The sequence below is a fragment of the Microbacterium sp. JB110 genome (genome assembly GCF_003335195.1).
Lineage (GTDB): Bacteria > Actinomycetota > Actinomycetes > Actinomycetales > Microbacteriaceae > Microbacterium.
Window position 1 is genome coordinate 57,127 of the sequence record NZ_QPGM01000011.1, and the last position, 14,876, is coordinate 72,002.

16 protein-coding genes are annotated in these 14,876 nt (G+C 67.9%); 12 read left to right on the plus strand and 4 right to left on the minus strand.

All coding sequences use genetic code 11. The features are described from left to right. Positions 1–40 precede the first annotated feature (40 nt). A complete protein-coding gene (locus CIK77_RS16625) occupies positions 41–967 on the minus strand; it encodes a LysR family transcriptional regulator (protein ID WP_087055182.1) in 927 nt (308 codons plus the stop codon). A 196-nt stretch (positions 968–1,163) separates the two neighbouring features. Between CIK77_RS16625 and CIK77_RS16630 the strand changes: the two genes are divergently transcribed. The 11 genes from CIK77_RS16630 (at position 1,164) to CIK77_RS16680 (ending at position 12,273) form a co-directional block, all read left to right on the plus strand. Beyond that, a complete protein-coding gene (locus CIK77_RS16630; protein WP_170934147.1) occupies positions 1,164–2,009 on the plus strand; it encodes an ABC transporter ATP-binding protein in 846 nt (281 codons plus the stop codon). Next, positions 2,006–2,803 carry an ABC transporter ATP-binding protein gene (locus CIK77_RS16635; protein WP_087055181.1) on the plus strand — a complete coding sequence of 266 codons (798 nt, stop codon included), beginning with the start codon at positions 2,006–2,008 and terminating at the stop codon, positions 2,801–2,803. The genes CIK77_RS16630 and CIK77_RS16635 overlap by 4 nt, the downstream gene beginning before the upstream one ends. Beyond that, a complete protein-coding gene (locus CIK77_RS16640; RefSeq protein ID WP_087055180.1) occupies positions 2,800–3,681 on the plus strand; it encodes a branched-chain amino acid ABC transporter permease in 882 nt (293 codons plus the stop codon). Before CIK77_RS16635 ends, CIK77_RS16640 begins: the two co-directional genes overlap by 4 nt. Continuing rightward, positions 3,678–4,700, plus strand: a complete 1,023-nt coding sequence (locus CIK77_RS16645; protein WP_087055179.1) for a branched-chain amino acid ABC transporter permease — start codon at positions 3,678–3,680, stop codon at positions 4,698–4,700. Before CIK77_RS16640 ends, CIK77_RS16645 begins: the two co-directional genes overlap by 4 nt. Then, positions 4,697–5,911 (plus strand): ABC transporter substrate-binding protein, encoded by a 1,215-nt coding sequence (locus CIK77_RS16650; RefSeq protein ID WP_087055178.1) that lies wholly within the window; start codon positions 4,697–4,699, stop codon positions 5,909–5,911. Before CIK77_RS16645 ends, CIK77_RS16650 begins: the two co-directional genes overlap by 4 nt. 117 nt (positions 5,912–6,028) lie before the next feature. Beyond that, complete coding sequence (locus CIK77_RS16655) at positions 6,029–7,045, plus strand: VOC family protein (RefSeq protein WP_087055177.1); 1,017 nt, start codon at positions 6,029–6,031, stop codon at positions 7,043–7,045. 80 nt (positions 7,046–7,125) lie between these two features. After that, on the plus strand, positions 7,126–8,106 hold the full coding sequence (locus CIK77_RS16660; protein WP_114347292.1) for a fumarylacetoacetate hydrolase family protein: 981 nt from the start codon (positions 7,126–7,128) through the stop codon (positions 8,104–8,106). Beyond that, the gene (locus tag CIK77_RS16665) at positions 8,103–9,089 is read left to right on the plus strand and encodes a cyclase family protein (protein ID WP_087055175.1); all 987 of its coding nucleotides are present in this window, start codon (positions 8,103–8,105) and stop codon (positions 9,087–9,089) included. Before CIK77_RS16660 ends, CIK77_RS16665 begins: the two co-directional genes overlap by 4 nt. 33 nt (positions 9,090–9,122) lie before the next feature. Further along, positions 9,123–10,259 (plus strand): FAD-dependent monooxygenase, encoded by a 1,137-nt coding sequence (locus tag CIK77_RS16670; RefSeq protein ID WP_087055174.1) that lies wholly within the window; start codon positions 9,123–9,125, stop codon positions 10,257–10,259. Continuing rightward, positions 10,256–11,302: an amidohydrolase family protein gene (locus CIK77_RS16675; RefSeq protein WP_087055173.1), complete on the plus strand. Its 1,047-nt coding sequence runs from the start codon at positions 10,256–10,258 to the stop codon at positions 11,300–11,302. The genes CIK77_RS16670 and CIK77_RS16675 overlap by 4 nt, the downstream gene beginning before the upstream one ends. Further along, positions 11,299–12,273, plus strand: coding sequence for a fumarylacetoacetate hydrolase family protein (locus CIK77_RS16680; RefSeq protein ID WP_087055172.1), 975 nt, complete (start codon positions 11,299–11,301; stop codon positions 12,271–12,273). Before CIK77_RS16675 ends, CIK77_RS16680 begins: the two co-directional genes overlap by 4 nt. A 52-nt stretch (positions 12,274–12,325) precedes the next feature. Here CIK77_RS16680 and CIK77_RS16685 read toward each other — a convergent pair whose 3' ends face one another. Continuing rightward, positions 12,326–12,742: a cupin domain-containing protein gene (locus CIK77_RS16685; RefSeq protein ID WP_087055171.1), complete on the minus strand. Its 417-nt coding sequence runs from the start codon at positions 12,740–12,742 to the stop codon at positions 12,326–12,328. A gap of 63 nt (positions 12,743–12,805) precedes the next feature. Continuing rightward, on the minus strand, positions 12,806–13,123 hold the full coding sequence (locus CIK77_RS16690) for an ArsR/SmtB family transcription factor (RefSeq protein ID WP_087055170.1): 318 nt from the start codon (positions 13,121–13,123) through the stop codon (positions 12,806–12,808). Positions 13,124–13,139: 16 nt separating this feature from the next. Between CIK77_RS16690 and CIK77_RS16695 the strand changes: the two genes are divergently transcribed. Beyond that, complete coding sequence (locus CIK77_RS16695; protein ID WP_087055169.1) at positions 13,140–13,619, plus strand: SRPBCC family protein; 480 nt, start codon at positions 13,140–13,142, stop codon at positions 13,617–13,619. Positions 13,620–13,652: 33 nt separating this feature from the next. On the opposite strand, the gene CIK77_RS16700 is transcribed toward CIK77_RS16695, so the two are convergent. Continuing rightward, entirely contained in the window at positions 13,653–14,855 is a 1,203-nt protein-coding gene (locus tag CIK77_RS16700) for a cobalamin-independent methionine synthase II family protein (RefSeq protein ID WP_087055168.1), read from the minus strand. Positions 14,856–14,876: the final 21 nt, after the last annotated feature.

Here is a 14,876-nt window from a genome sequence, read left to right on the forward strand (position 1 = left end):
GCGATAGACGCCGGCACTTCCGCAACGTGACGCCGACGCCCTACGGCGCGGTGAGCTCGGTCGCCGCCTGTGTGATGAGTTCGCGCATCCATGTGTGCTCCGGGTCGCGGCTGTGCACCGGATGCCACCACAAGGCGTTGACGATGGGGGTCGCGTCGAACGGAAGGGGCAGGATTCGGATGCCCGACATGCCGCGGAACGAGTCAGCGAGGTGTCGTTGAACGAGCGCGAGGCGATTGCTGCCCAGGACGAAGTGCGGCAGCGCGAGGAAGCTCTCCACCACGGCCTCCACCCGGGGTTCGAGACCGAGCTGGTGGAGCTGCTGGGTCGCGGACGTGTAGGCCGTGCGCGATTGGTAGGTGAACACCCACGGTGACTCGGCCAGGTCCGCCATCGTGGCGTGCTCGCCAACGCGTGTGTTCGAATCCGCGACGAGCAGCACCCAATCGTCTGACCACAAATCGGCGTAGGGCAGGTCGGTGAGGAAGCCGTGCGGCAGGATCATGCCGTCGACGGATCGCAGGTGATGCGCGGCATCGGAGACCACAGCCGGTGTGTGCAGGACGAAGCGGAACCTCACTCCGGGGGCGGCGCGGGAAGCCAAGGCGGTCACGCGCGGGCCGATCGTCGTGAATCCGTAGTCGGATCCGAAGATGGTGAACTCTCGTGTGGACTCGTGCGGTGTCCACATCGCCTGGCTCTCGAACACGCGTCGCGCTGAATCCAGCGCGGTGCTGGTGTGCTCAGCGAGGCGAACCGCGAGGGGAGTGAGTTCGTAGGTGTTGCCGCGGCGCGCGAGAAGCGGGTCGCCGAAATGCGTGCGCAGCCTTGCGAGCGATGCGCTGAGCGCCGGCTGGCTCAGCCGGAGCCGTTCCGCGGCCCGGGTGACGCTGCGCTCGCTGAGAAGGGCATCGAGCGAGACGAGCAGATTCAGGTCGAGACGGGACAGGTAGGGCGTTTCGGACATGGTGGTGTGCTCCTCCCTGACTGCCGTTCTCGATATCGGTGGCGCAGATCCGGCGGCGAGACGCATCAGCGAGCCCGATCATACAGAGGCGCCCGACGAGGACGCGCTATCAGTCTCGCCGATAACTGGAATAACGGAAATCATCTTCTCGGATTCCGCGTCGCGTGCGGTGATGGAAGGCAATGGAGGTTCGACGATGAACACGACCTTTCCCGACTCCGCGTCGGCTCCTGGCAGACCTGATGCAGGTGACGACCGGCTCGGCCCCGCTGTACGGCTTCAGCACGTGGGTATTGCCTTCCGCGGCGTGCGCGCACTGGACGATGTCACCTTCGACATCCCTCAGGGCGGCATATCAGCAGTGATCGGCCCCAACGGTGCCGGCAAGACGACGCTGTTCAACTGCATCAGCGGCATCTACCGTCACGAAGGCGAGATCGCGCTCGGCGACCGGCAGATCCGCTCGTTGCGCGCTGATCAACGTGCGCGAGCCGGAGTCGCCCGGACCTTCCAGACGCCGATGCTCATCGAGGAGGCGACCGTCTACGACAACGTCGCGCTCGGCGCGCTCCCGTGGACGAGAACGGGTGCGTTCGGTACGGCCGCCGCCCTGCCGCGGTCGCGGCGCGAGGCGACGGACGCACGGAACCGCACGCTCGAGATCGCCGCCGATGTCGGTCTGTCGGAGGACATCCTGGGCCGCTGGGTGTCGGAGCTCGCACACGCCGACCGGCGCCGAGTGGAGATCGCGCGGGCGCTCGTGGCGAAGCCACGATTGCTGATGCTCGACGAGCCGGCCGCCGGGCTCAGCGCGGCGGAGGCCGACGAGCTGCTCGACCTCATCATCGCGCACGGTGAGCACAGCGGGATGACAGCGCTTCTGGTCGAGCACGACGTCTCGCTCGTGATGCGCGTCGCCCGCCAGGTGGCTGTCCTCGACGCGGGGAAGCTGCTCGCTGTCGGGGCACCCCAGGACGTGCGCACGGACCCCGCGGTGATCGCCGCGTATCTCGGTCCTGATGACGATGAGGAGGCCGCATGAGTCTGCTTGAGATCAGTGGTCTGCGGGCCTCCTATGGCCGTGTCGAAGTGCTTCACGGGGTCGACCTGACAGTTGACGAAGGGCAGATCATCGCCATCCTGGGCGCCAACGGCGCGGGCAAGACCTCGTTCCTGCGTGCCGTCACCGGGGGCGTCTCGGCGTCGGGTGCACGGCGCTTCAACGGCGAGGATCTCGCAGGTCGCACCACCGCGGCGATCGCGCGTCTCGGTATCGGGCACGTGCCCGCAGGCCGCGGTACGTTCACCGACCTGACGGTCGAGGAGAACCTGCGCCTGGGTGCACTCTCCCGTCCGCGTGACAGGAGGAGCGAGACTGCGAAGGACTTCGGTCTGGTCTTCGCGACCTTCCCGATCCTGAAAGATTTCCGTCGTCGGCCTGCCGGGGCGCTCTCGGGTGGCCAGGCTCAGATGCTCGCGATCGCGCGAGCCCTGCTGGCACGACCGAAGCTGCTCCTCATCGACGAGCCGTCGCTGGGATTGGCGCCCCTGACCTCTCGTGACCTCTTCGAGCGCTTCGAGCAGGTGCGCCACGAGTGGGCCCTGACGATCGTGCTCGCCGAGCAGAATGCGCGTCTCTCGGTGAAGGTCGCGGATCGCGCGGTCATCTTCGCCCGCGGATTGGCCGTGCACGAGGGGAGCACGAGCGATCCCGCGACTGTCGACGCGATCCAGAGCATCTACTTCGGTGGCGCGGCCGACGCGGTCGACGCGCACCCCTCGGGCTCGCGACCGCCGGCCCCCGAAGCCACTCAGACCGGGGAGGGGCGGCGATGATCGAGTTGCTGCAGATCGTCCTGGACGGCCTCATGACGGGCATGGTGTACGCCGCGCTCGCGCTCGCGCTCGCCGTCGTCTTTCAGGGCACCGGCATGATCAACCTCGCCCAGGGCGAGATGGCGGTAGTGGCCGCGTACGTCGCATGGGCTGCGATCATGGCTGGCATTCCGGTCTGGCCCGCGATGATCATCGCGATCGGGGGATCGGCGCTGCTCGGTGTCGTCACCTACCAAGGCATCGTTCGGTGGATTCCGCCGAAGCGCGAGGATTCGCTCATGACACTCAGCGTGACGTTGTTGCTCGGGATTCACGCTGCCGTCGCGATGCTGTGGGGCACCGACCCGCGATCGTTCCCGAACCCGTTCGGTTCGTGGGTCGTCATGTTCGGCGATGTGCGCGTGACCAGCCAGCAGATCGGCGGCGTGTGCCTCGTGCTCGTCACGATGATCGCCATGTCCCTGCTGTTCACGCGCACGTCCTTCGGTCTGCGGCTGCGTGCCGTCGCGCAGAACGGCGACTCCGCAGCGCTTCTCGGTCTGCGACCGGGGCTGTGGCGGTCGGCCGGATGGGCCGTGGCCTGCGCCGTCGGCGCCGTCGCCGGCCTCGTCGCGGCGCCGACGTCGGGCCTCACTCCGGGCATGATGCTCGTGCCGTTGCTCATGGCCCTCGCCGCCGCGAACCTCGGCGGCCTCTCGAGCCGTGTCGGCGTTGTCATCGGTGGACTCCTGATCGGAATCCTCACGGCTCTCGGAGGTCGCTACGTGCCAGGTCTCGGAGGCGACCTCAACGTCGTCTTCGCCTTCGTCGTCGTGATCGTCGTGATCCTCGTGAAACCCGCCGGTCTGTTCGGCCGAGGAAGTGTGGTGCGCGCATGAACGCCCAGGCCAGAGACATCCCGGCCCTGATCGGGCGTGGCGCTGTCACGCTCGCCATCCTGATCGGGTTCGCCCTGCCCTTCCTGGTCAGTGACTACGATCTGTACAACCTCAGCCGCATCGTGACGGTCGCGATGTGCGTCGCGAGTCTCAACCTCGTCCTGGGCTTCACCGGCCAGGTCAGTCTCGGGCACGGCGCCGTTTTCGGGATCGGCGGGTACGCGACGCTCATGTCGATGCGCGATCTCGGCGTCTCGCCTGTCGTCGGCATTCTCGTCGGGGTGCTCGTCAGCGCCGTCGTCGGCTTGGTCATCGGCATCCCCGCGGTGCGACTGGGAGGCTTCAACCTCGGACTGTTCACAATCGTCATCGCGGCAGTCTTCCCGATCGCGCTGTTCCGATTCTCGGAGGTGACCGGAGGGCAGTCGGGGATCGTTGCGATGGGAGCGTTCTCGTCGCCATCGGACGGGCTGACCGAGGCGCAGTGGATGTTCCTCGTGGTCTTCGCGATTCTGATCGCGGTTCTGTTCTTGCTGCAGCGGCTTGTTTCGGGACGCGCAGGCGGGGCGCTCGCCGCAATCCGGTCGGGGCAGATCCTCGCCGCGTCGAGCGGCATCGACGTCCACCGCGTGAAGCTGCAGTTCTTCGTCGTCAGCGCCGCCGTCGCGGGGCTCGCCGGCGGGCTCTACGGGCTCGTGCTCGGCCTCGTCGTGCCGGATTCCTACCCATTGCTGTTCTCGATCACGCTGCTCGTCGCCGCCGTGGTCGGGGGCACTCGATCGTGGATCGGCGCGATCATCGGCGGAGCGCTCGTCGTCTATCTGCCGACGATGACCAGCGGATTCATCGCGGGCCAGGCATCCGGGCACCTTGCTGACCTCATCTTCGCGATCATCCTCGCCCTGTGCGTGCTCTTCGCCCCGAACGGACTAGTCGGATCGGTGGTCGCATTCGTGCGCCGGATGACCGCGCGCAGACCTACACGTCACACAGCACCGGATGAGAAGGAGATCTCATGAGTATGCAACGCAGCAGGCGCAACTTCGCGCTGAGCACCTTCGCCCTGATCGCGACGGCCGGACTGGTCGTCGGCTGCACGGGTCGCGGTGACGACGACGGCGGGGAGGCTGACCCGAGCGAGTCGATCGTGATCGGCGCGAGCTGGCCCCTGAGCGGGCCTCTTGCCGACGTCGCTCCGGGCCTCTCGGGCATCGAGGCGTACTTCGACAGAGTCAATGCGGACGGCGGTGTCGATGGTCGCACGATCGAGTTGAGTGTCGCCGACGATGCATACGACCCTGCTCGTCTCGTTGAGAATCAGCGTCAATTCGCCGAGGACGGTGCGGTCGCCGTGATCAATTTCGGGGGTATCGCGATAGCGGGCCGCGACTACCTGGCCGAAGCCGGCATCGCCGGGTTCACACTGGCGGCCAACTCACCCTTCGGAGAGGTCGACGAATACCCATTGCACCGTGCGTGGTGGCCCGACCTTGCGTGGGAGGGCCGGGCGCAGGCTGCTTGGCTCGCGGAAGAGCAGCCCGAGGCGACGGTCGGTGTCATGGGGCTCAACAATGACCTCACCCACAGTCTCGTCGACGGCCTTGAGGCAGGTGGTATTGAGCCTCGCCTCGTCGCGGAGATCCCGCCGGGGACCGGTGATGTCAGCGCCCAGATCACTGAGTTCGAAGCTGCAGGGGTCGACGCGCTTGTCTTGGCCGTCGGCTCACCGACGATCAGTTCGGCACTGACCTACATCGACCAGATCGGGTGGGACCCGACGATCAGCGTCACGTCGACGATGTCCGACTTCCACACGACGGTCGGTCCAACGGGTGAGGAGATCGTCGACGGGGCGTACGCGTTCCAATTCGGCAAAGATCCCGCCGACCCGCGCTACGCCGACGACCCGGCTCTGGTCGAGTTCTTTGAGGCGATGGATGAGTCGGGGCACAGCGACGACACCGACATCGCGCTCGCCCTGAACTCCTACGGCATGGCGGCCGCGCTCGTGGCAGCGATCGAAACGGCCGACGAGGTCACGAGCGAGGGCATCGTCGCGGCGTGGGATGACTTCTCGGGCGAGGAGAACCCCTTCCTGCGCGACGGCCTGACACTCACCAATGGCCCCGGCGGGCGCGTGATCCTCGAGTATCAGCGCACCCGGTTCGACGGTGAGAGCTGGGCGGACGAAGGCGATCCTGTATCGGTGAGCGACCTCGGAGTCGAATGATGTCCCGAATCTCCAAGACATAAGTGTCGTTGATGACGTCGATCACTTAAATCGTCTTTCCTGATACCTGCGTCACCCCCGAGAGTGGTATCGAAGCCACCCGAGAAGGGATCAAAGATGATCAAACTGCTGTCGCACCTGTCATTCGTCTCCGTGACGACGCCTGACGTGGACGCATCCGTGAAGTTCTACGAGGAGCAGGTGGGGATGCAGGTCGTCGACCGCATCGACGGCTCCGTCTACCTGCGCTGCTGGGGTGACTACTATCGCTACAGCCTCGTCGTCGTGCCCGGCGACGAGCCCGCGCTCGACACCGCAGGATGGCGCACGTCGAGCCCCGAGGCCCTCGAGGAGGCCGTGAAGCGCCTCGAGGCCGAGGGCGTCGATGGGGAATGGTTCGACGGCCACACCATCGGCCGCGCCTATCGCTTCGTCGGCCCGCAGGGCCACCCGATGACTCTGCACTGGGATGTCGAGCACCACTCCTCAGGCGCCGACCTCGCCTCGATCTACCCTGACCGCCCGCAGCGTCGCTCCTCGCATGCCGGCGCCCCGCGCCAGCTCGACCACGTCACGATCGCCGCCCGCGACGTCGACGCGTTCGTGGAGTGGTACGTCCGCATGCTCGGCTTCCGCTTCATGGCGCGCACCGTGCTCGACGAGGCGCCGATCTCGGTGTTCAGCGTGCTGACCACGAACGAGAAGTCGCACGACCTGGGCGTCGTGCTCGACGGCTCGAGTCGCGACGGCCGTGTGAACCACTTCGCGTTCTGGGTGGACACTCGCGAGGAGCTGCTGATCGCCGCCGACGTGCTGATGGAGAACGGCACCGACATCGAGTACGGCCCCTCCATCCACGGCATCGGCGAGCAGAACTTCCTCTACTACCGCGAGCCGTCGACTCTGCGCATCGAGCTGAACACCGGCGGCTACCGCAACTACGTGCCGGACTGGCAGGCGAACACCTGGAAGCCGTCTCAGGGCTCGAACAACTTCTATCGCAACGGCACGATGCCGATGTCGATGACGGAGTCGTTCCCGCCAGCCGACGGCCCCAGCGCCACGGAGGAGGGTGTTCCGGATGAGATCAAGGGCGCGCTGCTGAACCCGTACGCCAAGGAAGGCCAGAGCTGAGCACCCGCCGCCGCGGTTCCATTCGGAGCCGCGGCGGCGCCCTCCTTGCTCCGTCATCCCTCACTCGTCAGGATCAGACAATGTCGTCACATCACTCGCTCGACAATCGTTTCGCTCTCGCGCGCTACCGCGACGGCGACACCACTCGCCTCGGTCTCGCGGCCGGCGACCGCATCCGGCCGCTCGATGCCGATGACCTCGGCGCCGAAGATCTGAACGCCTTCCTCGCGGAGGGCGAGGCCGGATGGGAGCGCGTCGGCGCCCTCGTCGACGCGGACGGACCGTGGCGTCCGCTGGCGGACGTCGTCCTGACGGCGCCGGTCGAGCCGCGCCAGGTGCTGCAGACCGGCGCGAACTACCGCCAGCATGTGATCGAGCTGGTTGCATCCGGGCTCTCGACCAACACCGACGCGACTCCGGAGGAAGCGCGCGAACGCGCGGCCCAGCTGATGGACGACCGCGCCGCCAACGGCGAGCCGTACTTCTTCATCGGCCTGCCGACCTGCGTCGTCGGCGACGACGTGCCGCTCACGCTGCCCGCCTCCAGCGAGACCCACGATTGGGAGGTGGAGCTCGCGATCGTGATCGGACGGGAGGCATTCCGTGTCTCGCGAGACGATGCCGCCGACCATATCGCCGGCTACACGATCGTCAACGACATCTCCACACGCGAGTTCACCTTCCGCAAGGACATGAAGGAGATCGGCTCCGACTGGTACCGATCCAAGAATTCGCCTGGCTTCCTGCCGACGGGACCGTTCCTGGTGCCGGCGCAGCTGATCGACGGCGCGAACGCGCACGTACGACTCGATCTCAACGGCGAGACGATGCAGGATGCGTCGACGTCGGACCTCCTCTTCGACATCCCCGCCCTGATCTCCGCCGCCTCGCAGACGCACCCGCTGCTGCCAGGCGACCTGCTGCTCACGGGCAGTCCCGCGGGCAACGGGCAGCACTGGAAGCGGTTCCTGCGCGACGGCGACGTGATGACCGGATCCATCGCAGGGCTCGGCACGCAGGTCGTGCGCTGCGTCGCAGAGGACAAGGAGGAGACGCAATGACGCTGCCATCCGATAACCCGCTCGATCTCGACCGCACCGACCCAGAACGCGAGATCGCCTCGCGCGCCGAGGCGTTCCGCAACTGGGGGCGCTGGGGCCAGGACGACGTGCTGGGCACACTCAACTTCATCGACGAACAGGTGCGCACCTCCGCGGCGGCCCTGGTGAAGACGGGGCGCACCGTGTCGCTCGCGCAGCGCTTCGACACCGACGGCCCGCAGAAGGGCTGGCGCCGGCGCATCAACCCGGTGCACACGATGACCGACACCGGCACCGACGCCGAGCGCGGCTCTCAGGGCTTCCCGCACGGCATCGGCGGCGCCGACGACTACATCACCATGCCGCTGCAGTGCTCGACCCAGTGGGACGGCCTCGGTCACATCTTCGACCATGGCAAGGCATGGAACGGGCGCGCCGCAGGGGAGGTCGTCACGAGTGACGGTGACCAGGTCACCGGCATCGAGACCTCCCGCGCCACGATCGTCGGGCGCGGCGTGCTTCTTGACGTCGCCCGCCACCTCGCCGACGGCGAACTCGAAGACGGGTACGCCATCACGGCCGCCGATCTCGATGCGTGTGCCTCCGCGCAGGGCGTCGAGGTGCGCCGCGGCGACATCCTGCTCGTGCGCACCGGCCGCTACACGCGCACGGTCCGCGATGGCTGGGGCGAATACGCTGGCGGCCCGGCCGCAGGGCTCTCGCTGACCACGGCGGGGTGGCTGCACCGCACCGAGATCGCCGCCATCGCCACCGACACCTGGGGCTTCGAGGTGCGCCCGAACGAGTTCGACGTGCCATCGTTCCAGCCGCTGCATCAGGTCGTGATCCCGAACATGGGTCTCACGATCGGCGAGATGTGGAACCTCGACGAACTCGCCCACGCGTGCGCCGAGCTCGGTCGATGGGAGTTCTTCCTCTCGGCTCCGCCGCTTCCGATCACCGGAGCCGTCGGTTCCCCGATCAACCCCATCGCGGTCCTGTAGCGCCGCAGCAGACGAGAACAAGGAGGTTCTGACATGACCGCAGTGAACAGGGTCGCCATCGCCGGAAGCGGCGTCGCAGGTTTGGCCGCAGGCATCCAGCTGGCGAAGGCCGGGGTGCACGTGGACATCTTCGAGGCCAAAGACGGCCTGCCCGCGCTGGGCTCCGGCATCTCGCTGCAGGGCAACGCCCTGCGCGTGTTCGATGCGCTGGGCGCATGGGACGACATCCGGGCCGCAGGCTACCCCTTCGAGGGCCTGGCGCTGAGGGCTCCGGGCCCGGATGCTCCGATCGTCGCCGAGCTGCCCGACGTCAAGACCGGCGGGCCCGACTACCCCGCCGCCATGGGTATGCCTCGCCCGGAGCTCGCGCGCATCCTGTTCGACCACGCCCAGAAGGCCGGGGCCTCAGTGCGGTTCGGCGCGAACGTCACGGACCTTCGGCAGACGGATGATGCCGTGGAGCTGTTCGTCGACGGCGCGTCGGTCGGCCAGTACGACCTCGTCGTCGGCGCCGATGGTGTCAATTCCACGGTCCGCGGGCTGGTCGGCGTCGACACGCATCCGGAGCCGACAGGCATGGGCATCTGGCGCACCTTCGTCTCGCGCCCCGCCGAGGTCGGCCGCAGCGAGCTCTATTACGGCGGACCGGTCTACATCGCCGGGTACACGCCGACCAGCGATGACACCATGTACGCGTTCCTCGTCGAGAGGGCGCAGGACCGCTCGGATGTCAGCGATGAGGAAGCCGTGCAGATCATGTTGGAGGAGTCAGCGGCCTACCACGGGCCGTGGGATCACATCCGGGAGGATCTGCGCTCGGGAGACGCGCAGGTGAACTACACCTGGTTCACCTCGCACGTCGTCGAAGAGCCGTGGAACCGCGGGCGCGTCGTGGTGATCGGCGACGCAGCGCACAGCTGCCCTCCCACCATCGCGCAGGGCGCGGCGCAGGGTTTGGAGGACGCCCTCGTGCTCACCGAGCTGATCACAGGTCGAGACGCGATCGACGAGACCCTGTGGGACGAGTTCCACGCGCGACGACTGCCGCGGGCACGCGCCGTCGTCGAGGCATCGGTGCAGCTCGGGCAGTGGCAGATCGACGGCGATCGCGACGCCGACGCGGGCGGGCTGATCTTCGGCATCGCGCAGAAGATGGCGGAACCGGCATGAGCGAGGTCGTGGTCACCGACGTACACGCGCACCTGCTGATGCCGTCGCTGCAGGCCGAGGTCGAGCGGCGCGATCCGGATGGCGTCGCAGGCGCCGCCGCTCTGGACCTGCGCCGCAACGGCGAGGAGAGCCAGGCGGTCTCAGGTCCGATGGTCGGCGACAGGTTCGGCAAGCTCACGGATGTCGGCGAGCGGCTGGCGTCGATGGACGCGCAGCGCGTGCAGCGGCAGTGGGTGAGCGCCTCCCCGAATCACTTCTACCCGTGGGCGGGCGAACAGCTCGCCGTCTGGTCGGCGACCGAGGCGAATCGGCTCATCGCCGAGCACGTCGCACAGGCGCCGGACCGGCTCGTCGGTCTCGGCGTGGTGCCGCTGCAGCACCCATCGCGCATTCTGGAATGCGTCGACGACGCGATCCTGGGTCGCGGGCTCGCCGGCATCGAGATCTCGTCGTTCGCGGGTGACGTGGAGCTCTCCGACGAGCGACTCGAGCCGTTCTGGTCGCGGGTGGAGGAGCTGGGCGCCGTCGTCTTCCTGCACCCGTTCGGATGCAGTCTCGACGAGCGTCTCGACCGCTTCTACCTGGCGAACACGGTCGGCCAGCCGGCAGAGAACGCCGTCGCACTGTCTCACCTCATCTTCGCCGGAGTGCTCGATCGGCATCCGGGGCTGAAGCTCATCGCCGCGCACGGCGGCGGATACCTCCCGACGGCGATCGGCCGCTCCGACCGCGCGTGGCGAGTGCGACCGGAGGCGCAGCGCTGCGCGCACGCGCCTTCGACGTACCTGAAGAAACTGTGGTTCGACACCGTCGTGCACGACGAGCGAGGGCTGCGTGATCTGATCGATATCGCAGGCGCCGGCCGAGTCGTGCTCGGCAGCGACTTCCCGTTCGACATGGGGCTCGACGATCCGGTCGACTTCGTGCGCGGAGCGGGGCTGTCCGGTGAAGCCGCCGACCGTGTGCTCGGCGGGAACGCGGCTGAGCTGCTCGACGGCGTCGGTGCGCGGCAGCAGATCGTGACTGAAGGGAGCAGCGCATGAGAATCGCACGGTGGAGGTCGGGGGACGGCACCGCAGAGGGCTTCGTCATCGGCGACGCCGTCGTCGCTTTTCCGGATGCTCGCGATGTCACGTCGGTGCTCGCGGCCGGTCTCGGCGCGGCGCGCGAACTGCACGACCGCGTCGCTGCCGATGCGGGCACGCCGCTGACGGACGTCACGCTGCTCGCCCCGGTGAAGCCGGGCGCCGTCCGTGACTTCGTCGCCTTCGAAGAGCACGTCGAGGGCGTCAGCGCGGGTGTGGAGGGGAAGAGTCACGTCGCCGACGAGTGGTACGAGGCTCCGACCTTCTACTTCACCAACCCGCACACGGTGCTCGGCCCGACCGATCCGGTTGTGCCTCCGGTGACACAGCGGCTCGACTTCGAGCTCGAACTCGCCGCGGTGATCGGCGGCGTTCCGGGCTCGACGGGCAGCAACCTCACCGCTGACGAGGCCGCGGAGCACATCTTCGGCTACACGATCATGAACGACTGGTCCGCCAGAGACCTGCAGGCCAGGGAGATGAAGGTGCGTCTCGGCCCGTGCAAGGGCAAGGACTTCGGCACGACGCTGGGCCCGTGGATCGTGACGGCCGACGAGTTGGAGCCGTACGGCGACGATGAGGGCTTCCTCGCCGTGCGCGCAGAGGTCTTCGTCAACGGTGAGCGTGTCGGCGAAGACCTCGTCTCGAACATGGGCTGGCCCTTCGCTGAACTCGTGGCCTACGCATCGCGGGCGTCACGGGTCGCGCCGGGCGATGTCCTCGGCTCGGGCACCGTCGGCAACGGCGGCTGCCTCGGTGAGCTGTGGGGTCGCGGCTACGACCTGCCACCATTGGCCGAGGGCGATGAGGTCCGGATGGTCGTCGAGGGCGTCGGCGAGCTCACCGGCCGGGTCGGAGCGGCTGTGCCCGCACCGCCGCTCCCGCCGGCTCGGCCCCGCCCGGCGCCGCGCAAGCGCACGTTCGCATGACGCCAGTTGCTCCGAAACCGCGGGGTTCGGAGCAACTGGCGTCATGTCGGGGTCAGCTCCAGGGGAACGGCTCCTGGGAGATCTCCGCGTCGTTGCCGACCTCGGCGAGCGGGGTGGGGGCGGAGCGCACGCAGATGAAGCGCAGGTCGGTGGGGCTGTCCGCGTCGGCGTGCACCGCCATCATGGTGTCGGGTGCGACGCGCACCGTCGTGCCTGCGGTGACATCGACGACGTCGTCGCCGAGTGCCATCCTGCCCTCGCCGCCCAGGAAGACGTAGATCTCCTCGATACGGGCGTGCTTGTGCCAGAACGGCGAGCTGTGGCCTGCGGCGAGGCCGTTGATGCTGAGCCCGGCGTTGCGGGATTCGACCAGGCCGTCGACGAAGACCTTGCCGGTCATTCCCTTCCCGCCCTCGAGCGCGTGCCACTCGTCGACGGGGCCCAGTTCGGTGATCTTGTAGTCGCTCATGCCTCCACGATAAGGGTGCGGCGACACATCAGCGCGGAGGAGGTGCAGCGGAGCATCTGGTCGCTAGAGGGAGTCCAACAGCTCCACCGCGGCGCGCGCGTACTCTCCGATCCAGCGGTCGTGGATGCGCTTGATCGGCAGGGGAGCGAGTGCCAGCCGGCGTTCGCGGCCGACTCGGCGCCCTGTCACAAGTTCAGCGCGCTCCAGTACGCGCAGGTGCTGCAGCACGGTCGTGCGATCGAGGTCCGGGAACTGTTCGCACAGGCGGCCGGTGCTGCACGACTCCGCTTTGAGGATGTCGAGGATGCGGCGGCGCGTCGCGGAGGCGAGCGCCTTGAAGACCAGGTCATCGCTTTCATCCTTGTCTTCGTGTGCAGACATGTTATATATTTACCACATGAGTGAAGCAGACAACGAACTGACCGAGCTGAGTTTCACGGTCTCCGGCAGGGTCGCCAGGCCATGCGCCGAGGTCTTCGAAGCGGTGGCCGACCCGGAGCGGCTCTCGAAGTACTTCACCACAGGGGGCGCGAAGGGGCGCCTCGAGTCGGGCAGCGAAGTGACGTGGGACTTCCACGACTTCCCGGGCGCGTTCCCCGTCACGGTGGTCGAAAGCGAGTCGCCGCGACGCATCGTGATCGAGTGGGAGGGGGAGGAGGCCGCCGACGGCGGTGACACGACGCGGGTCACCTTCGAGTTCGAACCGCTCGACGGCGACACCCGAACACTCGTGACGATCACGGAATCGTCATGGCGTGCGACCGAAGGCGGTGCGCTCCGCGCCTTCGACAACTGCGAGGGCTGGACCGGCATGCTCAGCGCGATGAAGGCCTGGGTCGAGCACGGCATCAACCTGCGCGAGGGGTTCTACGCGTAGCGACGCCGGGTGACGCTCGGGCGGGCCCGCCCGTCAGGCCCGGGCTCGGCGGGCGCCCTCGCCGAGCGACTCGAGCTTCGCCCACGCGATCTGCGGGTGCACGCGACCGCCGAGTCCGCAGTCGGTCGAGGCGATGACGCGATCCGGGCCGACGATCTTCGCGAACCGCTCGATCCGCTGAGCGACGAGATCCGGATGCTCGACGAGATTCGTCGAGTGCCCGACCACTCCGGGCACCAGGACCAGGTCATCCGGGATGAGGTGCTGGTTCTCCTCCCACACAGCCCACTCGTGCTCGTGGCGTGCGTTCGCGGCCTCGAAGGAGATCTGCCCGACGTTCGCGCTCAGCACCGTCTTCAGGATGTGCTTCAGCTCGATGTCCGTGGTGTGGGGGCCGTGCCACGACCCCCAGCACAGATGCAGACGCACCCGCTCGCGCGGCAGGCCGGCGATCGCGTCGTTGATGGCGTCGACGCGGCGCTGCGTGAACTCGAGGTACTCGGCGACGGTCGGCTCCGGGTTGATCTGGTCCCAGTTCTCGGCCAGTGACGGGTCGTCGAGCTGCACGACGAGGCCCTCGTCGGTGATCGCGCGGTACTCCTCGCGCAGCGCGGAGGCCCACGCAGCCATGTGGTCGTCGTCCGATGCGTAGAACGCGTTGCGCACGCGGGCGGCTGAGCCCGGCGCGATGGCGGTGAGGAAGCCAGGCTCGCCGTCGCCGAGCGCCGCCTTCAGGTGCGCGATGTCGGCGGCGACCGCGTCGTGGCCCCGGTAGCTGATCGGGCCCGTCGTCGAGGGGAACCGTGTCGCGATGCGTCCGGTGCCGATGCCGGCATCCGGATCGCCGTACGCTTCGGCGAAGGCCTGCCGGTCGCGCCGATTCAGAAACGAGGTGAGCCGGATGTCGCCTGGCGTCGACGCGCGCGGCGGCTCGCTGAGCGCGTCGACCTCGGTCAGCGACAGGCCGTTCACGCGCTGGAAGGAGTACCCCCACCACGCGCCGTAGTCGACGGGGTTCGACATCGCCTTGCCGAACTCGCCGTCGCCCGGATGGGTGATGCCCGCGCGGTGCTGTCGCTCCACGACGTCGTTGACCGCATCGGCGACGAGCTCGCGGTACTGCTGCGTGCTCTTCAGGGTGAAGCCGTCGTCCTCGAACTCGCGGGCGGCGTTGGCGTCGATGAGTGCCTGCGTTCGCGGCAGGCTGCCCGCGGTCGTGGTGCGGATGCGCGACATGGGGTCCTCCTGGGCTCGGTG